A 25,483-nucleotide genomic window follows, 5' to 3' on the forward strand; every position below is an offset into this window, starting at 1 on the left:
GGTCCTCCTCGTGGAGCGGAGCACGGTGGTGCTGCGGGCGGTGCGTCGGAGGGTCGCTCCGGGGTGGCCGACGGGGTGCCGCGGCCAGCGACGATGCTACTCCTCGACGACCGTCGACCGGGCCCGGTCGGAGGCGGGACCGACGGCCGTGACGGTGACCACCGCCTCCCCGCGCTCGTCGCTCGAGGCCAGGTCGACCACGGCCGAGATGCCCCAGTCGTGGTCGCCCTCGGGGTCGGCGAGCACCTGCCGCACGCGCCACACGCTCGGCAGCTGCTCGACCTGGAGCATGTGCGGGCCCCGCGCGTCGGTGTCGGTGCCGATCGTGTCGTACTCGTCGAAGTAGCGGTCGAGGGCCTCGCCCCAGCGGTCGACGTCCCACCCCGACGACGAGTCGAGCTGGCCGAGGGCCTCGGCGTCGTCGCGGGCCATCAGCTGCACCCGACGGAACATCTCGTTGCGCACCGCGATGCGGAACGCCCGGTCGTTCGCCGTGAAGCGGCGGAGCACCGGCGGCACGATCTCGTCGTGGGCCTCGACCTCGCGGGGGTTCAGCATCTCCTCCCACTCGTCGAGCAGGCTCGAGTCGACCTGGCGCACCAGCTCGCCCAGCCACTCGATCAGGTCGGCGAGCTCGTCGGTCTTGGCCTCGTCGGGCACCGTCTGCCGCAGGGCGCGGAACGCGTCGGAGAGGTAGCGCAGCACGAGGCCCTCCGACCGGGCCAGGCCGTAGAAGCCGACGTAGTCGCCGAACGTCATGGCCCGCTCGTAGAGGTCGCGCACGACCGACTTCGGGCTGAGGGCGAAGTCGCCGATCCAGGGCTGCGACGCCGCGTAGGTCTCGAAGAGCGCCGTGAGCAGCTCGTCGAGGGGCTTGGGGTGCGTGACGTCCTCGAGCAGCTCCATGCGCTGGTCGTACTCGATGCCCTCCTGCTTCATGGCCGCGACGGCCTCGCCGCGGGCCTTGAACTGCTGCTGCGAGAGGATCGGCCGCGGGTCGTCGAGGGTCGCCTCGATGACCGAGACGACGTCGAGGGCGTAGCTGGGCGACTCGCGGTCGAGCACCTCGAACGTCGCGAGCGCGAACGGCGAGAGCGGCTGGTTGAGCGCGAAGTTCGCCTGCAGGTCGACCGTGAGGCGGATGGTCGGCGCGGCGCCGTCGACGCCGGGCTCCTGCACGACGACCTCCGCGGTGCGGAGCGTGCGGTAGATCGAGATCGCCTGCCGGGCCATCGCGTACTGCTTCGCGAGGGGCTCGTGGTTGTCGAAGACGAGCGACCGGACGTTCGCGAAGACGTCGCCGCCGCGGCCGATCACGTTGAGCAGCATCGCGTGCGTGACCTGCAGGTGCGACACCAGGGGCTCGGGCTCCGCCGCGATGAGCTTGTGGAAGCTCGGCTCGCCCCACGAGACGAAGCCCTCGGGGGCCTTCTTGCGCACGATCTTGCGCTTCTTCTTCGGGTCGTCGCCGGCCTTCTCGATCGCCTTGAGGTTGTCGATCTCGTGCTCGGGCGCCTGCAGCACCACGGTGCCGGAGGTGTCGTAGCCGGCCCGGCCCGCCCGGCCCGCCACCTGGTGGAACTCGCGGGCGCTGAGCTGGCGCATGCGCGTGCCGTCGAACTTCGTCAGCGCGGTCAGCAGCACCGTGCGGATCGGCACGTTGATGCCGACGCCGAGGGTGTCGGTGCCGCAGATGACGCGGAGCAGGCCGCGCTGGGCGAGCTGCTCGACGAGACGGCGGTACTTGGGCAGCATGCCCGCGTGGTGCACGCCGATGCCCGAGCGAACGAGCCGGCCGAGCGTCTTGCCGAAGCCGGTGCTGAACCGGAACCCGCCGATCAGCTCGGCGATCTCGTCGCGCTGCTCGCGCGTCGCGACCTTGATGCTCGACAGCGCCTGCGCCCGCTCGAGCGCGGCGGCCTGCGAGAAGTGCACGACGTAGACCGGGGCCTCGCCGGTGGAGAGGAGCTCCTCGACGGTCTCCTGCACGGGGGTCTGCGCGTACGAGTAGTGCAAGGGCACGGGGCGCTCGACGCCGGTGACCCGAGCGACGGGCCGGCCCGTGCGCCGGGCGAGGTCGTCGGTGATGCGCGTCACGTCGCCGAGCGTCGCCGACATCAGCAGGAACTGCGCCCGGGGCAGCAGCAGCAGGGGCACCTGCCAGGCCCAGCCGCGCGACTGGTCGCCGTAGAAGTGGAACTCGTCCATGACGACCTGGTCGACCTCGGCGTCGGGCCCCTCGCGGAGCGCGAGGTTGGCGAGGATCTCGGCGGTGCAGCAGATGATCGGGGCGTCGTGGTTGACCGACGAGTCGCCCGTCACCATGCCGACGTTCTCGGCGCCGAACAGCTCGACCAGCGCGAAGAACTTCTCGCTCACGAGGGCCTTGATCGGCGCCGTGTAGTACGTGCGCCGCCCCTGGCTCAGCGCCACGAAGTGCGCTCCCGCGGCGACGAGCGACTTGCCGGTGCCGGTCGGCGTGCTGAGGACGACGGAGGCGCCCGAGATGAGCTCCATCATGGCCTCGTCCTGCGCGGGGTACAGGGGCAGCCCCCGGCTCTCCGCCCACTCGACGAACGAGGTGTAGGCGACGTCGGGGTCGTACGAGGACGCTCCCGGGGTCCCGGGCAGCAGAGCGGCGAGCGGGGCGGTGGGAGCGGGCGACATGGTGAGTCGATCCTGCCCCATCGACCGGGCCCGCGCCTCCGCCCGGGGCGGGAGAGCCGTCACGGGGCCGGGGGGCGACCCCGTGACGGGCCCTCGCCACGGACCCTGAACCGCCCCGAGGTGAGGACTCCTCGATGGTGCCACGAACGTTTCGGTTCGGCAAACGACCGAGGGAGGCGTGACGCCCGGAGACGAGACACGCCCCCGTCGACGAGCCGGGCTCGGACAGGGGCGTGTCACCGCGCCCACGACGTCGGCCAGCTCGAGTTCGGATCAGGAGAGCCCGAGCGACCGGACGCCGCACGACGGGCGCGGGATGCCCCGGTAACCAGCCGGGCGCACGAACCCTACCGTAGCGTGAGGCTCGGGCTCCGGGAAGGGTGGCTGGGGGGTGATCGTGGGCCGGGGCTCCCGGCCTAGCGCAACGGACAGTGCTCGTCTGATCCCTCTGCGTCCGCTGCGCTACCGCAGAGGGATGTGCCCGCCCAGTGCGTCGTCGACCTGCTCGACGGCGCCCTCGCGGGCGGCGTCGTCGGCCTCGGAGGCGCCGTGGGCGTCGACGGGGGCGGGGTCGTCGCCGTGCACGGCGGCCGCGTCGGTGCGGTCGTCGAGGTCGCGGTCGGCGGGGTCGGTGCTGCCGGTGATCGGGTCGGTGCTCATGGCGGTCCTCTCGCTGTCGGTGGTGGCGGGGCCGGGGCCGCGCCGTCCTCGTCACGGTACCCGCGCCTCCCGCACGGCCCCCAGCGACGCCGGGCGGCGCCGGACCCTGTGGGCCCTCCGCACCCCGACACGGTATGAACGAGGAGGCGCACCGCGCGCCCTCGAGACCCTCCCCAGGAAGTGCAGACGATGTCGTCACCCGCCCCCTCCCCCGCCCCCCTCCGCGTCGCCGTCACCGGCGGCAGCGGCAAGCTCGGCCGCGCGGTCGTCCGAGACCTCGCCGAGCACGGCTGGGAGGTCGTGCTGCTCGACCGCGTCCCGAGCCCCGACCCGGTGCCCGGCGTCACCTTCGTGCAGGTCGACCTCTCCGACTACGGGCAGGTCGTGCAGGCGCTCACGCACGTCGACGACCGCTACGACTCGATCGACGCCGTGGTGCACCTCGGCGCGATCCCCGCCCCGGGGCTCGTGCCGAACGCGACGCTCTTCACGAACAACGTGACCGGCAGCTACAACGTCTTCGCCGCCGCCCGCGCCGCGCACATCCGCAACGTCGTCTGGGCCTCGAGCGAGACCCTGCTCGGCATCCCCTTCGACCTCGACCCGCCCTACCTGCCCCTCGACGAGGAGTACGCCGTGCGCCCCGAGTCGTCGTACTCGCTCGGCAAGGCCCTCGACGAGGAGATGGCCCGGCACTTCACCCGCTGGGACCGCCAGCTGAAGATGATCGGCCTGCGCTTCTCGAACGTCATGGACGACGGCGACTACGAGGACTTCCCGTGGGACGAGACGCCCGAGGCGAAGACCTTCAACCTGTTCTCGTACATCGACGCCCGCGACGGCGCCCAGGCCGTCCGCCGCGCGCTCGAGAGCGACCTGGTCGGCTACGAGGCCTTCATCATCGCCGCGACCGACACGGTCATGAACACGCCCACGGCCGTGCTGGCCGACCGCTTCTGGCCCCAGGTGGAGCGCCGCGCGGCCGTCGAGGGCACCGACTCGCTGCTCAGCAGCGACAAGGCCCGCGACCTGCTCGGGTTCGTGCCGGAGTACAGCTGGCGCACCTGGGGCGACCGGGTCGGCAAGCAGGACTGACCTCGGCGGCGGCGGCCGCGGCGGCCGCGACCGCGGCCGCGGCCGCGGCCGCGACCGCGGAGCGCGTGGCACGACGGGCGAGTCCGACCCGACCGGGCGTCCGTCGACGCCCGGGTCGGTCGGACCCGCCCGTCGTCCGTCTCAGGGCCGCAGCATCCCCGTCGTCACGAGCTCCCGCACCTGCGGCAGCAGCTCGGCGGTCAGCGCGGACTCGTCGGCCTCCAGCAGGTGCGCGAGCGCCCCGACGATCGCGCCGACGCTGAGCTCGCCGTCGCAGGCGCCCACCAGGGCCGAGAGCGCGGTGCCCGAGTCGACCCGCCGGGCGAAGCCGCCGCCCTGCACGAGGGTGATCACAGTGGGGTCGTCGTTGCCGGGCCAGTAGTGGCGCTCCTCCGTGACGTCGCCGGCGACCGTCAGTCGGGTCGCGAGCAGCGCCGCGTCGTCGAGGCCGCGCAGCACGTCGACGGCGTCGAGCGTGGCCGCGAGGTGAGCGCCCAGCCCGACGTCGTTCGAGCCGAGGCCCCCGAGGAGGCGCTCGGTGCGCACCAGGGGCACCGCGCCTCCGCCCGTGGGTCGCCGGAGCGTGACGTAGCCGAAGCCGACCTCGACGACGCCCCGGGCCTCGAAGTCGCCGAGCCAGGCCTCGTAGAGGCGCTCGAAGTCGTCGGTGCCCGGGCGGGTGCCCCCGTCGCGGATCCAGGTCTCGGCGTAGGCCGCCGGGTCCTGCACCTCGCGCTCGACGACCCAGACGTCGAGGGGCACGTCGCCGCGCGAGGCCCAGTCGGCCACCGAGTACGCCCCCCGCTTGCCGGCCGCGGCGCCCGCGCCTCCGGTCTCCCAGTTGCCGAGCAGCTGCGCGACGCCGCCGGGGGCGAGGTGGGCCCCGACCTGCGCCACGACGGAGGCGACCAGGTCGTCGCCGACCATGCCGCCGTCGCGGTATTCGTACTCGGGCACGCCCGGGGCCCGGGGCGTGATGACGAAGGGCGGGTTCGAGACGACGTGGTCGAACGTCTCGCCGGCCACGGGCTCGAACAGGCTGCCGAGGCGGAACTCGATGCCGTCGACGAGGTTGAGCGCGGCGTTGAAGGCCGCGAACTCGAGGGCCCGCCGCGAGATGTCGGTGGCGACCACGTGGCGCGCGTGGCGGGCGACGTGCAGGGCCTGGATGCCGCAGCCGGTGCCGAGGTCGAGCGCGCGGTCGACGGTGCCGGGCGTCATCAGGCCCGCGAGCGTGGCCGAGGCGCCGCCGACCCCGAGGACGTGGTCCTCGCGCAGGGCGCCGCCGAGGGCGAGCTCGCCGAGGTCGGAGGTGATCCACCAGGAGGCCTCGCCGGCCGCGTCGACGAAGGCGTAGGGGCGCAGGTCGACGAGGGCGGCCACCTCGCCGCCGGGCCGGCGCTCGACGAGACCGAGGGCCTCGGCGCCGTCCACGCCGAGCGTCGGCAGCGCCTCCGCCAAGTCGTCCGCCGGCTGTGGGACGCCCAGCACGAAGGCCAGCGCGAGGGTCGCGGCCGGCCGGAGCGACGGGTCACGGTCGACGCTGCGGAGCAGGGCACGGCGAGCGGCCACCCGCTCGCCGCGGAACAGGGCCGCGCCGGCGGCGGCGCCCCAGGCGTCGGCGCTGCCGAGCCGGTCGACGGTGAAGTCGGCCGACGAGAGGTCGGAACGCAGGCGGGCGAGGAGGTCGGCGTCGGTGGAGAGGAACGGCACCCGACCATCTTGCCCCGCGGCGGCCGCGGCCCGGGACAGGGCCGCCGCCCGGCCCGGGAGCGGCGCCGGTGCTTCGGCGCACGCCGCGGGGGCCGCGGGGGCCGCGGCGGCCGCCGCCTCAGCGGGAGCAGGCCCCGTTCGTCAGCCCGGCCGCGGCGCGCGTGCCGGCCGTGCGGCAGGCGACGACGGTGCCGACCGCGCCCTTCTGCACCCAGACCTCGTAACCGGGCACGCCGCCGAGCACCGTGTTGTCGCGGAAGGCGTTGCCGCGCCCCCAGCCCGAGGTGACGTGCACCTGGAAGGCGTCGAGCTTCGTGCCCGTGCCGGAGTTCGCGGTGACGAGGTAGCCGTCGCCCTTGACGTCGACCCACGAGTCGGCCGAGTTCTCGCCCGACCGGCCCGCGTCGCGGAAGACGTTGCCGCTGACGACGCCGCCCGTGGTGCCCTCCTTGAGGTCGATGCCCTCCGCCGCCGTGTCGGAGATGGTGTTGCCGATGATCTGCGCGCGGTCGGAGCGGTCGGGGGTCGACGACGAGCCCGTCACGCTGCCCCAGTTGCTGACGGCGCTGCCGACGTAGATGCCCTCGCCGAAGCCCGCCTTGCGGAGCCCGGTGTCGTGCACCGACGAGCCCCGGACGGTGACGTCGACGCTGTTCGTGCGGAGGTGGACGCCCTCGTCGCCGATCCGCCCGACGTCGACGCCCTCGACGACGGTGCCGCTCGAGCCGTCGAGCACGATGCCCTTCTGGGCGGTCTGCACGCTCAGCCCCGAGACGATCCACCGGTCGCCGGTCACGTGCAGGCCGTAGCCCTTCGAGACGCTGCCGGTGGTCAGCACGGCGGCCCGGGAGCCGGTGAGGCGGATCGGCTGGCTGGCCGTGCCGTCGGCCGCGGCCCGGAAGGTGCCGGTGTACGTGCCGTCACGGAGCGCGATCGTCTGGCCCGGCCGCGCCGCCGCCAGCGCCGCGGTGAGGCCCGCCGAGGTCGACACCGTCACCGTCGTCGCCGCCGGCGTCACCACGGGCGACGTCGAGGACGCGGGAGGCGCGGGCGAGGCCACCGGGGCCGGCGCGGGGGTCGGGGCGGGGACCGGCGCGGGAGCCGGTGCCGGCGCCGGCGCGGGAGCCGGTGCCGGCGCGGGAGCCGGTGCCGGCGCGGGTGCAGGTGCAGGTGCGGGCGACGGCACAGGTGCAGGTGCCGCCACCGGCGCGGCGACGGCCGCCGCCCGCACCGTGAACGGCACCTCGACGGCCTGGCGTCCGCCGACCGCGGCGTCCTCCCAGCGCACGTCGAGCTCGTGGGCGCCCGGGGCGACGGCGATCGGGAAGGCGTAGGGCGCGACCTTGTCCTGGCCGAGGTAGCTCCCGTCGACCTTCACCTTGACGACGGAGCCGGCCGGGGCGTCGACCCCGAGCGTGAAGGCCCCGGTGGTCAGCGTGGCTCCCGCGAGCGGCACGCCGTCGGCGGTCGCGACGGACGTCGAGGCTGCGTGCGCCGCCTCGGGCACGGTGACCGTCGCGGCCACGGTCAGCAGCACGGCGGCGCCCGCCACGGTGCTCGTCACGGCCAGTCTCCTGGTGGTGGTCGTTCGTCCCATCATCGTCTCCCCGGTGTCGGTGGTGGTGGCCGACGGCACGCGCGGGGAGCGCCCCCTGCGCCCGGCAGGGTGGCCGTCCGGCGGTCGTCGACGCGCCCTCGGCGCTGATCCGACCATCCCATGCGGGCCCCGGAGCGTCTCCACCCCGTTGGCGGGTCAACCGCCCGCAGAGCGCCCCCAGAGCTGGGGGGCCGCGTCGTCCGACCTCACCCACGACGACGACGTGCCGCCCGCCCCGCGAGGGGACGGACGGCACGGAGCAGGTCGCGACGGAGCGTCAGTTCGTGAAGACGGCCGCGTCGTAGTCGTAGCCCGGAGCGATCTGGTAGACGAGCTGGGCCGGGTCGCTGACGGAGTAGACCTCCTGCCAGGTGGCGGACTGCCCAGCGGGCACGGTCGTGCTCGGCGAGCCCATGAGCCCCTGGGCCGAGTCGAAGACCTGGCTCGCCTCGACGCCGCCCGACGACACGCTCGAGTAGGTCTCGATCGGGTCGTAGTTCGCGCCGGTGTCGTTCTGCACGGTGACCGTGAACACGACGGCGGCGGCCTGGTCGGCGCCGGCGGCGGTCTCGCTCGGCGTGAAGGGCTGCGGGGCCGAGACGCTGACCGAGATGCCGTCGTCGTACGACCAGACGTCGCCGAAGACGGCGTTCTCGCTGGCCGCCTCCTCCGAGGCGTCGTCGGTCGACTCGGTGGGCTCCGTGACGCCGGGGTCGCTCGAGCCGCCCGTCTCGCCGGAGCTCTCGTCGATCGAGTCGCGGACGCTGCCGGCGGCCACGAGGCCGACGACGAGCACCGCGACGGAGACCAGGACGGCGAGGCCCGAGAGCGCCGTGCCGATGATCGCGAGGAGGCGCGAGCCGGTCTTCTTGAGGAGCGCCACGATGCCGAGGGCGAGGCCCACGAGGCCGAGCACCCCGCCGAAGACGATGATCGAGAGCAGCAGGCCGACGCCGCCGAGCACGACGGAGGCGATGGCGAGGCCGTTGCCGCCGGCCGGCGACGACGGCTGGCCGCCGTAGGGGGCGTAGGGCTGACCCGGCTGACCCGGCTGGCCCGCCTGGCCGTAGGGAGCCTGGGGAGCGCCGTACGCGCCCGGGGACGTCGTCTGCGGGGCTCCGTAGGCCGGCTGCGGCGCCGAGCCGGGGGCGCCGTCGCCGACGGGGGCCTGCTGGCCCGCGCCGGGGTAGGCGCCGTAGCTCGGGGGCTGCGGCACCGAGGGGGGCCCAGCGGCGGCGGGGTCGTACGGGTCGGACGGCTTCTGCGGATCGCTCATCCCACAGAGTATGCCGTGCACCAGACCGCTCCGTCTGCCCAGCTCCCCCCGGGACCCCCTTCTGGGGCCACGAGCTCCCGCTCCACCCTCGCCGGGCAACACCGCGAAGCGCCCCGCCCCCTGCCCAGCACGTCCCCACCCGCCAGGAAGGCCGCACAGCGGCCCCGCCACCCGTCCACCACGTAGTGCACCCGCCAGGAAGGCCGCGAAGCGGCCCTTCAGTTGTTCTGACAAGAGGAACGGAATGCAGAAAGGCCCGCCAGAGGCGGGCCTTTCTGCATTCCGTGGAGCTAAGGGGATTCGAACCCCTGACCTTCTCATTGCGAACGAGACGCGCTACCAACTGCGCCATAGCCCCGGAAACTGCTCTGCAACGATAGCACCACCGTGGCGTGGTCCGTGAATCGGGCGGAGCGGCGGCGCGTCAGACGGCGCGGCGGCGCTGCAGGGCCTCGTCGACGCGGAAGGTCGACTCGCCGAGGTCGTCGATGATGCCCATGCGGGCGAAGCGGCTCGGGGCCGTCGGGGTCGGTGCGGGTGAGGGGGCGGCGGCCTCCGCGGCGCGGGCGTCGGCGACGGCGCGGCGGGCGCGCTCGGTGCGGGCGGCCGCGGCGGCCGACCCCGCGTCGGTCGTGCGGGCCGCGCTGAGGGCGCCCTCGGCCCGGGCTGCCTCGCGGAGGGCGTCGTGCTGGGCGCGCTGGGCGTCGCGCAGGGCTCGGACGGAGCGCTCCGACTCCGAGCGCAGCTCCGCGGCAGGGCCGGCGGCGGCGGGCGCGGGCGGAGCAGCGGCAGCGGCGGGCCGCTGGCGCCCCCGGCGCAGGTACAGCGGCGCCGGCACGGCCACGGGCGTCCACGATCGCGAGGCGGGCGCGGCGTCCTCGGCGGGCGCCGACGTGAATCCGTCGGAGAAGTCGCGCAGCGGCTGCGCCTCGCCGGCGGGCGCGACGACCCGCTGACGACGGGCCCGTGCGCGCGAGACGGCGGCGAGCTGCGAGAGCACGGCGACCGAGCCGGCCCCGAAGACGAGGCCCGCGACGGCGAGCAGCCAGGCGCTCGCGAACGAGGCGACGCCCACGACGACGGCCAGGCCCGACGCCACGAGCACGAGGGTCGAGACGAGCCGTGAGCGGCGCAGGCGACGCGCGGCGAGGGCGGGGTCGTGGTCGGCGGCCCGGAGCACCGGGGCGGCCGCGGCGAGCTCCCGGGTCAGCGCGCGCTGGCGGGCGGCCTCGTGGGCGCGGCGCAGCGCCTCCCGCTTGCCCTCCTCCTGGCGGAGGATGCGCTGCGCGTCGGCGACGGACCGGGCGTTCGCCTCGATGCGCACCTCCTCGGGCAGCTCGGCCGTCTGGGCGAGGATCCGCAGGGTCTGCTGGAGGCGCACGGCGTTGCGCTCGGTGGCGAGGTACTCCTGGCGCCGGTGCCAGGTGGGCACGAGGTAGACGAGCCAGAGCACGGCGACGAGCGCCAGCACGACGCCACCGCCCCACGACTCGAGTCCCATGGTCACGAGGGTATGAGCGACGACGCGCCGCGGGGGCGCACCGCGCAGGTGTGTCGGTGCGGATCTGCCCCGAGGAGTCGCGGGTCGGCTACCAGGGCAGGCTGCGGGCGGACTCGGCCAGCGCCTCCGGCGGGACGCTGCCCTGCCCGGGCGGCACGAGCCCCTCCCGCCATCGACGGAGGACGCCGCCGGGCACCTCGTCGGCCACGAGCGCGAAGCAGAAGTGGTCGCGCCACATGCCGTTGATGTGGATGTACCGGCGCCGCAGCCCCTCGTAGCGGAAGCCGAGCTTCTCGACGACGCGGAGGCTCGGGCCGTTCTCGGGGCGGATGCAGATCTCCATCCGGTGCAGCCCGAGGCTGCCGAAGCAGTGGTCGGTGGCCAGGGCCACGGCGGTGGGCGTCACGCCGTGGCCGGCGGCGGACTGGGTGACCCAGTAGCCGATGGTGGCCGAGCCGAGCGACCCGTAGGCGATGCCGCTGACGTTGAGCTGCCCGACGAAGCGCCCGTCGAGCTCGATCGCGAAGGGCAGGCCGAGGCCGGCCCGGGCGTTGATCTGCAGGGAGCGGATGCTGCCCCGCACGTCGTGGCTGGTGAAGCCCGACGGGTTCGTGGCCTCCCACTGGCGGAGCCAGGAGCGGTTCTCCGAGAGCGCCGCGTCGAGGTCACGGGTGTCACGCAGACGGAGGGGCCGGATGGTGGTCCGCCCCTCCGTCAGCGTGGGGATGGTCGTCACGCGATGGGTCTCTTTACTTCTCGAGACCCGCGGTGAACTCCTGGAGCCACGGGCGGAGCTCGCCGCCGATGTCGTCACGGTCGGAGGCGAGCTGGACGATCGCCTTGATGTAGTCGAGCTTGTCGCCGGTGTCGTAGCGGCGGCCGCGGAAGACGACGCCGTAGACGCCGCCCGTCCACTCCTCGGCGCTGGCCATCTTCATCAGCGCGTCGGTCAGCTGGATCTCGCCGCCCTTGCCCGGCTCCTGCTTCTCGAGCACGTCGAAGACCTCGGGGCGGATGACGTAGCGGCCGATGATGGCCAGGTTGCTGGGCGCCTCGCCCTGGGCGGGCTTCTCGACCAGGCCGGTGATCTTCACGACGTCGTCCTCCGCGGTCTCCTCGACCGTGGCGATGCCGTAGAGGTGGGTCTGCGACGGGTCGACCTCGAGGAGGGCGACGACGGTCGCGTTCTTCGTGCCCTGGACCTCGATCATGCGGGTCAGGAGCGGGTCGCGGGCGTCGATGATGTCGTCGCCGAGCAGCACGGCGAAGGGCTCGCGCCCGACGTGCATCTTGGCGCGGAGCACGGCGTGCCCCAGGCCGAGCGGGTCGCCCTGGCGCACGTAGTGCATGTCGGCGAGGTCGGTGCTCTGGTTGACCTTGGCGAGCTTGTCGTGGTCGCCCTTCTTGCGCAGGGTCTCCTCCAGCTCGGAGACGTGGTCGAAGTGGTTCTCGAGCGCGTTCTTGTTGCGGCCGGTGATCATCAGCACGTCGGTCAGGCCGGCCGAGACGGCCTCCTCGACGACGTACTGGATCGCCGGCTTGTCGACGACGGGGAGCATCTCCTTAGGCATGGCTTTGGTGGCGGGCAGGAACCGAGTTCCGAGGCCCGCGGCGGGAATGACTGCTTTCGAGATCGTGAAGCCCATGCCGGTCAGCGTATAGGGCGCGGCCCTCTCGCGGGGGGCACATCTGCGACCGTACGATGGGGGACATGACGGACGAGGTCGGCGACGCCAAGCGAGCCCTGCGAGCCGAGCTGCGACAGCGCCGCCGGAACCGCACCAGCGCGGAGCGCGAGGAGGCCAGCGCGGCCCTCACCCGGCACCTCGTCGACCTCGCCACGGGCCTCTCCGCCCGCTCCGTCTCGGCCTACCTCTCGGCCCCCGACGAGCCCGACACCCGCCCCTTCCTGAACTGGGCCTTCGCGCACGACGTCCGCGTGCTGTTCCCCGTCTCCCGCCCCGACGGCCTGCTCGACTGGGCCGTGGGCGACGGCGAGTCCGAGACCACCGGCCTCTTCGGCCTGCCCGAGCCGGTCGGCGAGGTGCTCAGCCCGATGGCCATCAACGACGTCGACCTGATCGTCGTGCCCGCCGCCTGCATCGACCGCGAGGGCATGCGCATGGGCTGGGGCCGCGGCTACTTCGACAAGACCCTCGGATCGATGGAGAAGCGCCCCCCGGTCTATGCTGTGGTGTTCGACTCCGAGTACGTCGAGTCGGTGCCGCGCGAGCGGCACGACCAGGCCGTCGACGGCGTCGTCACCCCCTCCGGCATCCACGAGTTCTGACCCGCGCCTCCCCGCGCCGGGCCGGGCCCGGGTGCCCGCCGCCCCGTCTCCGTCGCACCGTGAGGAATCCGTGCCCACCTACTCGTACCGCTGCACCGAGTGCGGCAACGCCTTCGACGTCGTCCAGTCGTTCACCGACGACAGCCTCACCGTGTGCCCCGTCTGCTCCGGCGTGCTCCGCAAGGTGTTCAGCCCGGTCGGCGTGACCTTCAACGGCTCGGGCTTCTACCGCACCGACTCGCGCAGCTCGGGCGCGAAGGGCGGCAGCGGCAGCTCGTCCGGCTCCGCCGAGAAGACCAGCTCGACCTCGTCCTCCGACAAGGGCGGCTCGTCGTCGTCCGACAAGGGCGGGTCGTCGTCGTCCGGCTCCGGAGGCGCGTCGTCGTCGAGCGGGTCGGGCACGTCGTCGAGCGGGTCGTCGGGCTCCTCCGGGGGCTCGACCACCGCCTCCTGACCCGGGCCCGTGGTTAGGTGGTCCCCCGGGACGACCGTTCCGACCACCGACCGAAGGAGCATCCCGTGAAGGGATTCAAGGAGTTCATCCTCCGCGGCAACGTCATCGACCTCGCGGTCGCGGTCGTCATCGGCGCCGCGTTCACCGCCATTGTGACCTCGCTGGTCACGAACGTCTTCAACCCCCTGATCGGTGCGGCGTTCAACGCGTCCATGCTCGACGACGCCCTCGTCGTCTCGATCCCGACCGTCTCCGGCGACACCGCCGAGCTCCGGTTCGGCGCGGTGATCGGGGCGCTGATCAACTTCGTCGTGATCGCCGCCGTCGTGTACTTCGTGCTCGTGCTGCCGGTCAACAACCTGCTCAAGCGGACCTTCGCGAAGCAGCAGGCCTCCGAGCCGACCCCGGTCGACGTGCCGCCGACGGACGTCGAGCTGCTCAGCGAGATCCGCGACCTGCTGCGCCAGACCGTGACGCCCGCGGGCGCCGGCGCGTCGCACGGCAGCCACGCGGCCCCGACCGGCTCCGTCCCGGTCGTCGGCGAGGGCAACGGGCCGCTCGGCAGCCGCTGACGCCCCTCCTCCCCCGGCGCGACGACGCCCCCGACCAGACCGGTCGGGGGCGTCGTCGCGTGCGGGCGTCACGGGGCCGTCAGCAGCCGCGCCTCAGCCCCAGTGCGGCGGCACGTCGTCGCGCAGCTGGCGGTCGTTCTCGCCCGAGGAGCGGTCCGGAGGCGCGGGGGCGGGGGTCGGATCGCTCCCGGGAACGGGGTCGGTGGTGACCCGGCGCCCGCCCCGACGCCGCACCACGAGCGGTGCCCCCGCGACCGCCTCGAGGGCGGGGCCGGCCTCGTCGGCCGGCACCGCGCCTCCGGCGGGGGCCTCGCGGTCGCTCACGGCGCTCAGCCGCGGTTGACGTGCTGGCGTGCGGGCACGCTCGGCACTTCCTGCGTGCGGGCGGAGTCGATGCCGAGCACCTCGGCCACGCGCTGCGCGACCGAGTCGGGGTCGGTGAAGAGCTGGAACGCGTGCACGCGCACGTAGTGCCAGCCGAGGCGGCGGAGCGTCTCGGGGCGGGCCCGCAACGACTCGCGGAGGCTGGTGCGCGACAGGGTGGTGTCGGTCTCGATCGTCACGCAGACGCCGTCGTGCGCGGCGACGAGGCCGAGCTTGCCGCGGTGGCCGAGGGCGACGGGGATGCCGCGCGCCTCGAGGCGGCGGGCGAGGTCGACGAGCATCGGGTCGGAGTCGTCGGGCACGTGCTCGGCGGCGGTGCGCGCCTGCACCTCGGTGAGGATCTCGGAGAGCGCGATCGTGCCGTGGCCCATCCGTCCGCCGTCGATGTCGGCGGGCTGGAAGCAGGTCACGATGACCATCGAGCGTCGGGCACGGGTCATCGCGACGGCGAGCAGCCGCTCGCCGCCGGGCTGGCCGAGCGGCCCGAAGTCGCTGAGCACGCGGCCGTGCGGGGTGCGCCCGTAGCCGATCGAGAAGACGACGTGGTCGCGGCTCTGCGCGACGGCCTGCTCGAGCGTCGCCACCATGAACGGCTCGCTCCGGTCGCCGACGACGAACTCCGTGAGGTCCTTGTGGCCCGACACGGCGGTGAGCACGGCCTGCTGCACGCGCACGGCGTGCTTGGCGCTGGCCGTGATGACCATCAGCGACTCGGAGGGGCGCGTGCGCGCGTGCTCGAGCACGAGCGAGACGACCCGGTCGACCTCGGCGTCGACGCTCTCGACCGCGCCCGACTCGGGGTCGGGCACCGCGGTGCCGCCCGAGACGTAGTCGAGCGCGATGCTGCCGTGCCCGAGGAAGCTGCCGGCCCACGGCAGCGACTCGATGCGGCCGCCGTAGAACCGGCGGTTGACGAGCTCGGCGAGGTCTTCTCCGCCGGCCCGGTAGCTGCGGGTCAGCGACAGCGTCGGCAGCAGGGTCGACAGCCGTGCGAGGGCGCTGTCGGCGTGCAGGGCGTCGAGCTCGGAGTCGTCGTGGCGGGGCGGCTGCTTGCCCGGGGTCACGGCGACGTCGAACTCGGAGGGGGTCTGCGTGACCGGGTCGCCGAACGCGACGGTCTGCTTGCCGCGGCGGATCGCGCCGACGTTCTCGGCGATGGTCGTGGCGCCCGCGTCGACCAGCACGACGGTGTCGAAGGGCACCGTGTCGGCGATCGTGTGCACCTCGTAGGGCGAGGCGAGCCACACCGGCGCGACCGCGCGCGACAGGTGCGGCGCCGCGTCGTGCAGCAGGCGCGCGGTGACGTGCCGCTGGCGCAGCAGCATCTTCAGCGCCGAGGCCTCCTCGGGCCAGTCGACGAGGCCGATCTTCCAGTTCTCGGCGAGCTGCCACCCGAGCAGCTGGGCGCTGCCGGCGGCGTGCGCCTCGTCGACGAGGCGGAAGTCGGCCTCGAGGCGGTCGAGCATCGCCGTGTTCGCGCCCAGCAGGGCCCGGTCGGCCTCGAGCAGTGACTCGAGCGCCGAGCGCCACCAGGCCAGCTCGAGCTCGGCGGCGACCTGCTGCTCGGGCACGTGGCGCTCGGCGAGGTCGGTGATGAGCGGCGTGAGCTCGAGGTCGCGGAGCGTCGTCATCAGCTCGGTGCGCTCCTGCAGGTTCTGCAGCACGTCGCTCTCGGCGGCCAGGGCCTCGAGGCGCTGACGCAGCTCGACGACGCCGATCTGGGTCAGGCCCTCGTCGCCGGCGAGGCCGAGCGGACCGTCGAGGCGCTCGAGGTCGTGCGAGACCTGCTGGTGCAGCACGTGTGCGTCGGCGATGCCGGTCGGCACCTCGGGCGGCGTGCCCGCGGCGACGTAGCGCTGCCACATGATCCGCTGCTGCTGGATGCGCTGCAGGGCGCTGTGCAGGTCGGCGATGTGCACGCCGGGCCGCACGTACTCCTTCGCGAGCTTCTTGAGGCGGCGGCGGTTGGCGCTCGACATGTCGGGCGCGTCGCGCTTCGGGGCCGTCGCCGCGACGAGCTCGGCCACCGAGCGGTCGAAGACCACGGGCAGGAACTTGTCGAGGGTGTCGCGGATCTCCGTGAGGAGGCGCAGGTAGACGCCCAGCTCCGCGACCGACTCGTAGGGGCGCATCCGCGTGCTGCCGATGACCTCGTCGGCGCGCTCGAGCAGCCGGGGCAGGTCGCGGTGGTGCAGCGACTTCGCCAGCTGGTGCGCGTCGCCGGCCCCGAAGGAGTCGGTGAACCGGGAGCCGTACCAGGGCGAGTCGCCGGGGCCGTAGCGGAACTCGCCGAGGTTGGCGGCGTTGACCATGGTCTCGGCGACCCGGCGACGGCCCTCGACCATCGCCTCGACGCTGCGGCGGCTGAGGCGGGCGGTCGTGGCCGGGGCGGCGGGCAGGAGGGCGAGGCGGCTGAGCTCGGTGAGGCAGTCGAGCACCGAGACGCGGAGCTCGGGGTCGCGGCGGCTCAGCGCGCCGCGGTAGTCGACCAGGACCTTCCGCAGGCGCACGAGGGCGTCGTCGACCTCGCCCATCTGCGGGTGGGTGGCCTTCTCGTCGCGGGCGATGGCGCGGATGACGTCGCGCCGCAGGGTCGTCGGCGCGACCGCGACGCCCGGCAGCCCGATGTCGGCGAGGCGGGCGGTGATGCCGCGGAGCGTCGCCCGGCGGGGGCTGACGACCAGCACGCGCTTGTTCTGCGAGACGAGCCGGCCGACGGCGTTGACGATGGTCTGGGTGCCGCCGGTGCCGGGCAGCGTCTTGACGACGACCGAGTTGCCGGCCGCGATCTGCGCCACGACGTTCTCCTGCTCGGGGTCGGCGTCGAGCAGCAGGGTGTCGGTCTCGGGGCTGCGCTCGTCCTGCGGCGTCGCGGTCGTCGGGCGGTACGCCTCCTCGACCTGGCGGAGCGCCATCGGGTTGCCGGCGAGGGCGTCGAGCACCGGGTGGTCGAGCTGGCGGGCGTCGAGGGCCATCTCGGTCGAGACCTCGGCGAAGGTCGAGACCACGAGCCGGGGCTGCACGGTGAACCAGTCGAGGTGGGCGGTGAGGCCGCGGAGGCGGTCGATCACGGGGTTCGGCGTGAACGACCCGTCGCGGCCGGCCAGCGCCACGAAGGCGTCGGCGTCGAGCGAGATGTCGAACTGGTCGTGCAGGGCGTCGGCGAGCGCGGGGTTCAGCACGGGCTCGCCGAGCAGGCGGACCTCGAAGTCGCGGCCGTGACGGCGGATCGCCAGCGGGCGGAGCAGGACGGGGGCCCGGAAGTCCTCGCCGGCGAACGACCAGGCGGCCATGCCGATGGCGAGGTGGACGGCGTCGATGCCGCGGACCGTCGCGAGCTCGAGCCCCTTCGCCGCGATCTCGCCCGCGGCGACGCGCGCCGTGCGCAGGGCGAGGTCGTCGCGGATGAGGCTCGAGAGCAGGGTGGTCTTGCCGGTGATGAACTGCGCGAGGCCGCCGGGGTGCGTCGTGCTGAGCTCGATGCGCGCCCGCTGCTCGTCGCCGAAGTGCAGGAGGGTCGACGATCCGCCGACGCTCGAGAGCGTCCGCCGCCAGCCCTCGCGGATCGGCTCCGCGGCGTTGCCGACCTCGAGGCCCGGCCTGCCGAGGCTCAGGGCGCCGGGGGCCACGACCCCGGGCGCACTCGTCGGGGCGACGACAGGACTGGTCCCGTCGTCGCCGTCGTCATGCTGTCTGTCGGGTCGCCACACACGGCCACCTTAAGCTGCTTTGCCCGACATGTCGGGGAGGACGGGCGGACGGTCAGGCACCCCGACCCCCGTCGAGGGCACGGCGAGCGACACCCGTCCGGCAGCTCGACGACATCGCGCAGCACGCTCGTCGTGCTGCGCGACACCCGCAGTACATGACGATGCTTCGCGCATCATGCTCGACAACATGCGTTCGCGGTACATCCCGCACCGCCCTGTGGACAACTCGGTGACGATCTACATGGATGCAGCACCGTCTACACATCACCGGCTCCCGCGCACGGTGACGAAGACACCATCATCACGACATCGCACACTGGAGCCCCCATGCCCTTCGAGCAGAAGTACACCGACGAGACCCGCGAGAAGTCGCTCGCCCGAGTGCTGGAGCGGCGCGAGGCCGAGCCGGGCAACCGCTCGATCATCCGCGAGACGGCCGAGGAGTTCGAGGTCGGCGAGCAGTCGCTGCGCGGCTGGATCCGGGCCCACGAGAAGGCCAACGCCCCGGCGCCCGTCGAGCCCGAGGTCGCGGCGGAGGCCGCCGAGGCCGACGAGAGCCTCGAGGAGGCCGCCGCCGCCGTGGCCGCGCCCCGCCGGGGCCGCCCCCCGGGCTCGGGCAGCGCCGCGACGAGCGACCGCATCAGCGAGCTCGAGGCCGAGGTCGCGCAGCTGCGCGCCGACCGCGAGGCCCTGAAGCGCGCCATCGCCGTCATCGTCGCCGACTAGCGGCGAGTCGGCTGGCACAGCAGGTCGGCCGGCACAGCAGGTCAGCCGACACAGCAGGTCAGCGCGGCCGCCGGGCCTCCGAGGGGGGAGGAGGCTCACCGGCGGCCGTGCTGATGGATCCAGTGTGACAGCTGAAATGTCGCATGTCAAACGGCGCGACGCGCCTCGACGTCAGCGGCGTCGGTCGTCAGGGGCGTCGGTCGTCAGGGGCGTCGCTCGGGTCGCCGACCGCCACGGGCCGCGCCGGGTCGGACGACCAGGCGCTCCACGACCCCGGCCAGAGCGCCGGGCGGGCCCCCGCCAGGGTGAGCGCCAGGGCCGCGTGCGCCGCGGTCACGCCCGAGCCGCAGTACACGGCCACGTCGCCCTCGAGGTCGACGCCCGCCTCCCGGTAGCGCGCCGCGAGGGCCGCCGGCTCGAGGAACGTCCCGTCGGGCCCGAGGTTGCCGGCCGTCGGCACGCTCAGCGCACCGGGCACGTGCCCCGCCCGCGGGTCGACCGGCTCGACGTCGCCGCGGAAGCGCTCGGCGGCGCGGCTGTCGACGAGCGCGCCGTGCTCCGGCCACTCCCCGGCCTCCTCCGTGTCGACGACGCCGAGGCCGTCGCGCCCCGCCCCGATCGGCTCGAGCACCACGTCGCCGGGCACGGGCGTCACCTCGCCCTGCTCCACGGGCAGGCCCGCGGTGCGCCAGGCCGCCAGCCCGCCGTCGAGCAGGCGCACGTCGGCCACCCCCGAGACGCGCAGCAGCCACCAGGCCCGCGCCGCGGAGAGCCCGCCCAGGTCGTCGTAGACGACGACGGCGTCGCCCCGGCCGAGCCCCCACCGTCGCGCCGACGCCTGCAGGTCCGCCGTGCCGGGCAGAGGGTGCCGCCCGTCGATGGCGGCCCCGTGGCCCGCGAGCTCCGAGTCGAGGTCGACGTAGACCGCCCCCGGCAGGTGACCGGCACGGTGGTCGTCGCGGCCGTCGGGGCGGTCGAGCCGCCACCGGACGTCGAGGAGTCGCGGGGCACGCGGGCCCCGGAGCTCGCGCTCCAGCTCGGCCGCGGTCACGAGGGGGTGCACGGTGGTCTCCATGCGCCGAGGCTACCCACGCCGTGCCCCTAGGCTCGGCACGTGTCCGTCGCCCCGACCACCCCGCCCCCGTCGCCGTGGGAGTCCGTGGCCGGTGACCTGCTCGACGGGCTGCACCCGCGACTCCGCCCGTACTTCGCGGCGATCCCGGCCGGCTCGGTCGGCGTCGGCCACGGCGTCTTCGACCGCGTGGGCACCCCCCGGCGCTGGCTCTGGCCGGTGCTCGCCGTGCTCGGCCGGCAGGGCGTGCTCTTCCCCGTCTGGCAGCACGACGTGCCCTTCGGCGTCGTGAACACCCCCGGCGTCGACCCCGCCGGCGACGTCGTGGTGGGCGCGGTGCGCACGTTCGCGTTCTCGGACGACCCCGACTCGCACCGGAGCATGGTCGACGCGATCACCGCGGGGCCGGGCGGCCTCGTCGACCACCTGGGCACGCGACGCCGCGGGTCGGCCGACCTCGCCGTGGCCGTCGTCGACGGCGGGCTCGTGCTCACGTCGGGGGCGCTCGCCCTGCGCGTCGGTCGCCGGCACCTCCCGCTGCCCCGGGCGGTCTCGCCGCGCGTGACGCTGCACGAGGCCTTCGACCCGGCGGCCGGGCGCCAGCGCGTCTCGCTGACGCTCGACGCCCCGGTCGTCGGGCGGATCTACGAGTACTCCGGACACTTCGACTACCGGATCGAGCCCCGCGCCGCGGCGGCCGACCGCCACCCAGGGGGAACAACACCATGACCGAGCACGTCGTCCTCGCCGGGGCCTCCGGCTTCATCGGCCAGCACCTCGCCGCCGCGTACCGCGCGCGCGGCGCCCGCGTGAGCACCGTCGGGCGCTCCGGCTCCGACGCGAGCTGGGGCGACACCGCGGGCATCACGGCCCTGCTCGAGGGCGCCGACGTGCTCGTGAACCTGGCCGGCAAGAGCGTCGACTGCCGCTACGGGCCGGAGAACCGCGCCGAGATCCTCCGGTCACGGGTCGAGACCACGCGGGAGCTGGCGGAGGCGGTGCTCGCGTGCACCGCGCCTCCCGCCGTCTGGTTCAACTCGTCGACCGCGACGATCTACCGCCACGCCGAGGACCGCCCGATGACCGAGTCGACCGGGCAGATCGGCACCGGCTTCTCGGTCGACGTGGCGACGGCCTGGGAGCGCGAGTTCTTCGCGCCCGACCTGCCCGCGACCCGTCGGGTCGCGCTGCGGATGGCCATCGTGCTCGGCGACGGCAGCGCGCTGGTGCCGCTGATGGGGCTGGCGCGCGCCGGCCTCGGCGGCCCGCAGCTCGACGGCCCGTGGCCCGCGACGCGGGCGCGGCTCGCGGCCGGCACGCACCACCGCGAGGGCGCCGGCGGCGGGCGCCAGAAGTTCAGCTGGATCCACGTCGACGACGTGCTCGGCAGCATCGAGTGGCTGCGCGAGCACGAGGAGGTCGACGGGGTCGTGAACCTCTCGTCGCCGAACCCGACCGACAACCGCACGATGATGGGCATCGTCCGTCGTGCGGTGGGGATGCCCGTCGGCCTGCCGGCGACGCGGTGGATGCTCGAGCTCGGCACGGCCGTGCTGCGCACGGAGACGGAGCTCGTGCTGAAGAGCCGGTGGGTGCTGCCGGAGCGCCTGGTCGAGGGTGGCTACGAGTTCACCCACCCGCACCTCGACGAGGCGGTCAAGGGCGTCGTCGCCGAGCGGCGGCAGCGGATCGGCGGCCGCGGGTAGCTCCGCCCGCGACCCGGGGGCCAGGGCGCCCGCCTCCTGCCTGCGGCTGCGCCTGGGCCCGCGCCTACTGCCTGCGCCTAGAGCTTCGCGGCGAGCTCGGGGTCGGTGGGCTCGACGAGGTGGCTGCCGTCGGGGAAGACCACGACCGGGATCTGCGTGCGACCGCTGATCGCGTACGCCCGGTCGGCGCCGTCCTCCACGGCCTCGACGTCGACGTAGTCGTACTCCACGCCCTCGCGGTCGAGCAGCGCCTTCGAGCGGCGGCAGTCGCGGCACCAGTCGGCGCCGAACATGAGGATGCGGTCGGGGGTCTGGTCGCTCATGCGGGCGAGCCTATCTGCGGAGCGTGGGGGCGACTCCCCCTGTTCGCACGGGGCGGAAACGCGCCCGACACACGGCGCTGCTAGGAATCTCGCATGCCCACGACGCCCCTGCCGACCTCCCTGCTGCCCGGCCGCCTCCTCGAGGTCCGCGGCGCCGTGCGCGTCGTCGTCGACGAGTCGACCGAGACCGCCGACAGCCTCTGGGTGCGGGACGGCGTCGTGGTGGCGCCCCCGGGCGAGGACGCGCTGCGCGGCGGGCACGACGTCCTCGACGCCGGCGGGTGCGTCGTCACGCCGGGGCTCGTCAACGCGCACCACCACCTGCTGCAGAGCGGGTTCCGCACGCTGCCCGGCACGCGCCACGTGCCGATGGCCGAGTGGCTGCCCGCGATGGCCGCGGCGTACGGCTCGGCCGTGATCGACCCGTCGCTCGTCGCGGCGACCACGGCCGTCGGGGTCGCCGAGGGGCTGCTCGCGGGCGTGACGACCGTCGCGGACCACCAGCTCAACTGGCCCGCCGCGCCCGGCATCGGCCGGGGTGTGGCCGGCAGGGCCGCCCTCAGCGGGGCCGCGGTCGACGCCGCCGTGGCCGACACCGTCGCGATCGCCCGGAGCATCACGGAGACGGCCCGGGGGCTCGGCGGGCGGCTCGTCTTCGTGCGGGGCTCGGCGCGCGACGACCCGCAGCGCGCCGCGGCGTCGGCCGAGGCGATCGTGCAGGGGCTGCTCGGGGCGGAGGGGCCGGTGCCGCGGGGCGGGGTGAGCGCCGACGGGATGCTCCAGCTCGCCGTCGGGCCGGCCGGCGTGCACAGCGACGGGCGCGAGACCTTCGAGCTGCTGGCCGAGGTCGCGGCCCGCCACGGGCTGAGGAGGCGCACCCAGGCGAACGAGCAGGTCGACGTCGCGATCGCCCTCGAACGCTGGGGGCGTCGCCCGCTCGACCTGCTCGACGAGTGGGGCTGGCTCGCCGACGACGTCACGATCGCCCACCTCTGCGCGGTCGACGCGGGCGAGGTGGCACGGCTGGCGGCGGCCGGGGTCACCGCGACGCACGCCCCGGGGTGCGACCTGCCGATGGGCTGGGGCGTGGCGCCGGTCGCGGCGCTGCGCGCGGCGGGGGTGGTCGTCGGGCTCGGCACGAGCGGCGGCGGGAGCAACGACGCGGGGCACCTGCTGGCGGACGCGCGGCTCGCGGTGCAGGTCGCGCCGCTGGCGCCGCGGCCGGCGGGCGCCGGGGGTGCTGCGGGCGCTGGGGGTGCCGAGGACGGGGAGGGCGCCGGGGGTGCTGCCTCGTCGCCGACGCTGACACTGACGGCCCGGGACGCGCTCGGGCTCGCCACCTCCGGCTCGGCCGCCGGGCTGGGCCGCCCCGAGCTCGGCCACCTCCGGCCGGGCGCGGCGGCCGACCTCTGCCTCTGGGACGTCTCGGGGGTCGCGGACGCCGGGGTCGCCGACCCGGTCGCGGGGCTGCTCTGGGCGAGCCCGGGGCGGCGTCCGCGCCACGTGCTCGTGGCGGGCCGCCCTGTGGTGCGTGACGGGCGCCTCCTCGGGGCCGATGAGCACGAGCTGGTCGCGGCCCTCCGCGAGCGCGTCGGCCGCTAGCCGGCCACCGGCCGCCCTGACCGCTGGCCCCTGGCCCCTGGCCCCTGGCCACCCTGACTGCAGAACCCGACCTGCGCCCGTCCGACGCGACTCCCCCACCCGCAATTGCCGACCGAGGCGCCTCTGGCGCATGGAATACCCGTCACCAGAGCCTCTCTGGGGCCCGATCGGTCGGCATCTGCAGGAGCTGAGCCACGCGTGCCGGACGCCTGGTCGGCATTTGCGGGCGCGAGGGGAGGCGCGGGTCGAGTCGGGACGGGAGGCGCGGGGCGGGAGGCGCGGGTCGAGTCGGGACGGGAGGCGCGGGGCGGGAGGCGCGGGTCGAGTCGGGACGGGAGGCGCGGGACGGGAGGCGCGAGGCGAGCCGGGACGGGAGGGGCGGGGCGCGCGGGCGCTAGAGGTCGAGCACCAGCCGGGGGCACGCGGCCCGCGAGACGCAGGGGAACATGCGGTCGCCGGCGGCCTGCTCGTCGGGCGTCAGGATCGAGTCGCGGTGGTCCACCTCGCCCTCGAGCACGGGCGTCTCGCAGGTGCCGCAGGTGCCCTCGCGGCAGCTCGACAGCACCAGCACGCCGGCCTCCTCGACGACGTCGAGCACCGAGCGGTCGGGCGGCACCGTGACCGTCAGGCCCGAGGCGGCGAGCTCGACCTCGAACGACTCGTGCCGCACCGGCTCGCCGACCTCCTTCGCCTCGAAGCGCTCGACGACGACCTGCCGCCCGGCACCGGCCGCCTCCACGGCCGAGACCAGCCTCTCGGGCCCGCAGCAGTAGGTCGTCGTGAACGCGGCCATCCCGGCGAAGAGGGCGTCGACGTCGAGCCGGTCGCCCTCGTCGGCGGCGTGCACGTGCAGCCGGTCGCCGTGCAGCTCGGCCAGCTCCTCGAGCAGGGCGAGGGAGGCGCGGCTGCGGCCGGCGTAGTGCATCACGTACTCGACGCCCGCACGTGCCGCCGCGCGCGCCATCGCCGAGATCGGCGTGACGCCGATGCCGCCCGCGACGAACACGTACGAGGTGCCGCGACGGGGCTCGAACTCGAAGTGGTTGCGGGGCCCGGCCAGCCGCACCGCGTCACCGACGGCCAGGGAGTCGTGCAGCCAGGCCGAGCCTCCTCGTCCGTCCGTCTCACGCAGCACGCCGACCCGCCAGGTGGGCGCGTCGGGGTCGCCGCAGAGCGAGTACTGCCGCACCTCGCCGCCGGGCAGGGCCACGTCGACGTGGGCCCCGGGCTGCCAGCGCGGCAGGGGGCGGCCGTCGGGCGCCGCGAACTCGAAGAGCTCGACCCGGTCGGCGGAGCGGGTGCGGGCCGTCACGACGACGTCGAGGGCGGTGTCGGGCAGTCGGGTGGGGGCGGTCACAGGGTCTCCGGTCTCTGCTTGACGACGAACAGGCGGTAGCCGTCGTCGTCGACGGCGGCCCAGCGGTGGGCGGTGCCCCCGACGTAGTAGAGGGAGTCGCCGGGGCCGAGCACGTGCACGCCCTCGTCGCCGAGCTCCACGCGCAGGCGACCGGCGAGCACGTGGACGAACTCGTCCTCCGTGTGCTCGAAGAAGTCGCCCGGGTCGCGGTTGTAGCCGGTCATCTCCATCGGGTGGAAGGCACGGTCGCCGTGCGTCAGCAGCCGCGCCGAGGCCTGGCCGTAGCGCCCGGTCGAGCCCTCGGCCGCGGCGACGTGCACGACGCCGGGCTGGTCGCCGGGGCGGTCGTCGTCGACGGCGGCGAGGATCTCGACCTGGCTCGTGCCGAGCGCCCGGGCGATGCGCTCGAGCGAGACGAGGCTCGGCCGGGCGAGCCCGCGCTCGAGCTGGCTGAGGAAGGGGTGCGACAGCTCGGCCTCGCCGGCGAGCTGCACGAGGGTGAGGCCCCGGGCCCGGCGCAGCCGCCGGATGCGCGAGCCCACGGCGAGCGCCTGCGGGTCGACGGGCGCGGCGGCGGGCGCGGCGGCGGGCGCGGCGGTCACCGCGGCGGGTGCGGCGGGCGCGGCGGGCGCGGCGGGCACCGTGGCGGGCGCGGCGGGCCCCGGGGCCGATGCCGGCGCCGGGGTCGCTGCCGACTCGGCGGCGGGAGCCACGGTGTCGAGGTCGTCGAGGGACGTGACGGGAGCCTCCTGGATCGGGTGGACAGACGAGGTCTACC

General features: G+C 74.8%; 22 protein-coding genes and 1 tRNA gene. 8 read left to right on the forward strand and 15 right to left on the reverse strand.

Annotated features, from left to right (window positions below):
* Window positions 1-96: 96 nt before the first annotated feature.
* Together F1C15_RS05725 and F1C15_RS05730 are read right to left on the reverse strand one after the other, a co-directional pair.
* Window positions 97-2,667, reverse strand: coding sequence for an RNA helicase (locus tag F1C15_RS05725; protein ID WP_185233508.1), 2,571 nt, complete (start codon window positions 2,665-2,667; stop codon window positions 97-99).
* 462 nt (window positions 2,668-3,129) lie between these two features.
* On the reverse strand, window positions 3,130-3,327 hold the full coding sequence (locus tag F1C15_RS05730) for a hypothetical protein (protein ID WP_056056812.1): 198 nt from the start codon (window positions 3,325-3,327) through the stop codon (window positions 3,130-3,132).
* A gap of 189 nt (window positions 3,328-3,516) precedes the next feature.
* Here F1C15_RS05730 and F1C15_RS05735 point away from each other — a divergent pair, with 189 nt between their 5' ends.
* Window positions 3,517-4,422 carry an NAD(P)-dependent oxidoreductase gene (locus F1C15_RS05735; protein ID WP_185233510.1) on the forward strand — a complete coding sequence of 302 codons (906 nt, stop codon included), beginning with the start codon at window positions 3,517-3,519 and terminating at the stop codon, window positions 4,420-4,422.
* Between the two features lie 141 nt (window positions 4,423-4,563).
* On the opposite strand, the gene F1C15_RS05740 is transcribed toward F1C15_RS05735, so the two are convergent.
* The 7 genes from F1C15_RS05740 to galU all read right to left on the reverse strand — a co-directional run bounded on the left by F1C15_RS05740 (window position 4,564) and on the right by galU (window position 12,155).
* Window positions 4,564-6,135 carry a methyltransferase gene (locus F1C15_RS05740; RefSeq protein WP_185233512.1) on the reverse strand — a complete coding sequence of 524 codons (1,572 nt, stop codon included), beginning with the start codon at window positions 6,133-6,135 and terminating at the stop codon, window positions 4,564-4,566.
* A gap of 118 nt (window positions 6,136-6,253) precedes the next feature.
* The gene (locus F1C15_RS05745; RefSeq protein ID WP_185233521.1) at window positions 6,254-7,699 is read right to left on the reverse strand and encodes a right-handed parallel beta-helix repeat-containing protein; all 1,446 of its coding nucleotides are present in this window, start codon (window positions 7,697-7,699) and stop codon (window positions 6,254-6,256) included.
* A 310-nt stretch (window positions 7,700-8,009) separates the two neighbouring features.
* Window positions 8,010-9,008 (reverse strand): hypothetical protein, encoded by a 999-nt coding sequence (locus F1C15_RS05750; RefSeq protein ID WP_185233523.1) that lies wholly within the window; start codon window positions 9,006-9,008, stop codon window positions 8,010-8,012.
* A 285-nt stretch (window positions 9,009-9,293) separates the two neighbouring features.
* A tRNA-Ala gene (locus F1C15_RS05755) sits at window positions 9,294-9,366 on the reverse strand.
* A 66-nt stretch (window positions 9,367-9,432) separates the two neighbouring features.
* Window positions 9,433-10,509, reverse strand: coding sequence for a hypothetical protein (locus F1C15_RS05760; protein ID WP_185233525.1), 1,077 nt, complete (start codon window positions 10,507-10,509; stop codon window positions 9,433-9,435).
* A gap of 88 nt (window positions 10,510-10,597) precedes the next feature.
* Entirely contained in the window at window positions 10,598-11,245 is a 648-nt protein-coding gene (locus F1C15_RS05765; RefSeq protein ID WP_056056821.1) for a GNAT family N-acetyltransferase, read from the reverse strand.
* A gap of 13 nt (window positions 11,246-11,258) precedes the next feature.
* A complete protein-coding gene (gene galU / locus F1C15_RS05770) occupies window positions 11,259-12,155 on the reverse strand; it encodes a UTP--glucose-1-phosphate uridylyltransferase GalU (protein ID WP_056056823.1) in 897 nt (298 codons plus the stop codon).
* 65 nt (window positions 12,156-12,220) lie between these two features.
* Here galU and F1C15_RS05775 point away from each other — a divergent pair, with 65 nt between their 5' ends.
* The 3 genes from F1C15_RS05775 (at window position 12,221) to mscL (ending at window position 13,825) form a co-directional block, all read left to right on the forward strand.
* The gene (locus F1C15_RS05775; protein WP_056056825.1) at window positions 12,221-12,799 is read left to right on the forward strand and encodes a 5-formyltetrahydrofolate cyclo-ligase; all 579 of its coding nucleotides are present in this window, start codon (window positions 12,221-12,223) and stop codon (window positions 12,797-12,799) included.
* Window positions 12,800-12,869: 70 nt separating this feature from the next.
* Window positions 12,870-13,253, forward strand: a complete 384-nt coding sequence (locus tag F1C15_RS05780; RefSeq protein ID WP_056056827.1) for an FmdB family zinc ribbon protein — start codon at window positions 12,870-12,872, stop codon at window positions 13,251-13,253.
* Between the two features lie 65 nt (window positions 13,254-13,318).
* Window positions 13,319-13,825 (forward strand): large conductance mechanosensitive channel protein MscL, encoded by a 507-nt coding sequence (gene mscL / locus F1C15_RS05785; RefSeq protein WP_185233526.1) that lies wholly within the window; start codon window positions 13,319-13,321, stop codon window positions 13,823-13,825.
* Window positions 13,826-13,918: 93 nt separating this feature from the next.
* On the opposite strand, the gene F1C15_RS05790 is transcribed toward mscL, so the two are convergent.
* Entirely contained in the window at window positions 13,919-14,149 is a 231-nt protein-coding gene (locus F1C15_RS05790) for a hypothetical protein (protein WP_056056832.1), read from the reverse strand.
* Window positions 14,150-14,154: 5 nt separating this feature from the next.
* The gene (locus F1C15_RS05795; RefSeq protein ID WP_370543619.1) at window positions 14,155-17,919 is read right to left on the reverse strand and encodes an AAA family ATPase; all 3,765 of its coding nucleotides are present in this window, start codon (window positions 17,917-17,919) and stop codon (window positions 14,155-14,157) included.
* 327 nt (window positions 17,920-18,246) lie between these two features.
* Here F1C15_RS05795 and F1C15_RS05800 point away from each other — a divergent pair, with 327 nt between their 5' ends.
* The gene (locus F1C15_RS05800) at window positions 18,247-18,645 is read left to right on the forward strand and encodes a hypothetical protein (protein ID WP_167260004.1); all 399 of its coding nucleotides are present in this window, start codon (window positions 18,247-18,249) and stop codon (window positions 18,643-18,645) included.
* A 187-nt stretch (window positions 18,646-18,832) separates the two neighbouring features.
* Here the strand turns inward: F1C15_RS05800 and F1C15_RS05805 are convergent, their stop codons facing one another.
* Window positions 18,833-19,720 carry a sulfurtransferase gene (locus tag F1C15_RS05805; protein WP_185233528.1) on the reverse strand — a complete coding sequence of 296 codons (888 nt, stop codon included), beginning with the start codon at window positions 19,718-19,720 and terminating at the stop codon, window positions 18,833-18,835.
* A gap of 39 nt (window positions 19,721-19,759) precedes the next feature.
* Between F1C15_RS05805 and F1C15_RS05810 the strand changes: the two genes are divergently transcribed.
* Together F1C15_RS05810 and F1C15_RS05815 are read left to right on the forward strand one after the other, a co-directional pair.
* A complete protein-coding gene (locus F1C15_RS05810) occupies window positions 19,760-20,446 on the forward strand; it encodes a DUF4166 domain-containing protein (RefSeq protein ID WP_255465504.1) in 687 nt (228 codons plus the stop codon).
* Window positions 20,443-21,423, forward strand: coding sequence for an epimerase (locus tag F1C15_RS05815; RefSeq protein WP_185233530.1), 981 nt, complete (start codon window positions 20,443-20,445; stop codon window positions 21,421-21,423). Before F1C15_RS05810 ends, F1C15_RS05815 begins: the two co-directional genes overlap by 4 nt.
* 77 nt (window positions 21,424-21,500) lie before the next feature.
* Here F1C15_RS05815 and F1C15_RS05820 read toward each other — a convergent pair whose 3' ends face one another.
* A complete protein-coding gene (locus F1C15_RS05820) occupies window positions 21,501-21,746 on the reverse strand; it encodes a glutaredoxin domain-containing protein (protein ID WP_056056842.1) in 246 nt (81 codons plus the stop codon).
* 93 nt (window positions 21,747-21,839) lie between these two features.
* Between F1C15_RS05820 and F1C15_RS05825 the strand changes: the two genes are divergently transcribed.
* On the forward strand, window positions 21,840-23,348 hold the full coding sequence (locus F1C15_RS05825) for an amidohydrolase family protein (protein WP_185233538.1): 1,509 nt from the start codon (window positions 21,840-21,842) through the stop codon (window positions 23,346-23,348).
* Between the two features lie 394 nt (window positions 23,349-23,742).
* On the opposite strand, the gene F1C15_RS05830 is transcribed toward F1C15_RS05825, so the two are convergent.
* Together F1C15_RS05830 and F1C15_RS05835 are read right to left on the reverse strand one after the other, a co-directional pair.
* Entirely contained in the window at window positions 23,743-24,705 is a 963-nt protein-coding gene (locus F1C15_RS05830; protein ID WP_185233539.1) for a PDR/VanB family oxidoreductase, read from the reverse strand.
* Window positions 24,702-25,418, reverse strand: a complete 717-nt coding sequence (locus F1C15_RS05835) for a helix-turn-helix domain-containing protein (RefSeq protein ID WP_255465506.1) — start codon at window positions 25,416-25,418, stop codon at window positions 24,702-24,704. The genes F1C15_RS05830 and F1C15_RS05835 overlap by 4 nt, the downstream gene beginning before the upstream one ends.
* Between the last annotated feature and the right edge of the window lie 65 nt (window positions 25,419-25,483).

Source organism: Frigoribacterium sp. NBH87 (assembly GCF_014217665.1).
Lineage (GTDB): Bacteria > Actinomycetota > Actinomycetes > Actinomycetales > Microbacteriaceae > Frigoribacterium > Frigoribacterium endophyticum.

Bases quoted from the DNA above. Each gene is read 5' to 3' on its own strand.
- F1C15_RS05725 (WP_185233508.1), bottom strand. From the start codon at position 2,667: ATGTCGCCCGCTCCCACCGCCCCGCTCGCCGCTCTGCTGCCCGGGACC.
- F1C15_RS05730 (WP_056056812.1), bottom strand. From the start codon at position 3,327: ATGAGCACCGACCCGATCACCGGCAGCACCGACCCCGCCGACCGCGAC.
- F1C15_RS05735 (WP_185233510.1), top strand. From the start codon at position 3,517: ATGTCGTCACCCGCCCCCTCCCCCGCCCCCCTCCGCGTCGCCGTCACC.
- F1C15_RS05750 (WP_185233523.1), bottom strand. From the start codon at position 9,008: ATGAGCGATCCGCAGAAGCCGTCCGACCCGTACGACCCCGCCGCCGCT.
- F1C15_RS05760 (WP_185233525.1), bottom strand. From the start codon at position 10,509: ATGGGACTCGAGTCGTGGGGCGGTGGCGTCGTGCTGGCGCTCGTCGCC.
- galU (WP_056056823.1), bottom strand. From the start codon at position 12,155: ATGGGCTTCACGATCTCGAAAGCAGTCATTCCCGCCGCGGGCCTCGGA.
- F1C15_RS05775 (WP_056056825.1), top strand. From the start codon at position 12,221: ATGACGGACGAGGTCGGCGACGCCAAGCGAGCCCTGCGAGCCGAGCTG.
- F1C15_RS05800 (WP_167260004.1), top strand. From the start codon at position 18,247: ATGCCCTTCGAGCAGAAGTACACCGACGAGACCCGCGAGAAGTCGCTC.
- F1C15_RS05805 (WP_185233528.1), bottom strand. From the start codon at position 19,720: ATGGAGACCACCGTGCACCCCCTCGTGACCGCGGCCGAGCTGGAGCGC.
- F1C15_RS05815 (WP_185233530.1), top strand. From the start codon at position 20,443: ATGACCGAGCACGTCGTCCTCGCCGGGGCCTCCGGCTTCATCGGCCAG.
- F1C15_RS05820 (WP_056056842.1), bottom strand. From the start codon at position 21,746: ATGAGCGACCAGACCCCCGACCGCATCCTCATGTTCGGCGCCGACTGG.
- F1C15_RS05825 (WP_185233538.1), top strand. From the start codon at position 21,840: ATGCCCACGACGCCCCTGCCGACCTCCCTGCTGCCCGGCCGCCTCCTC.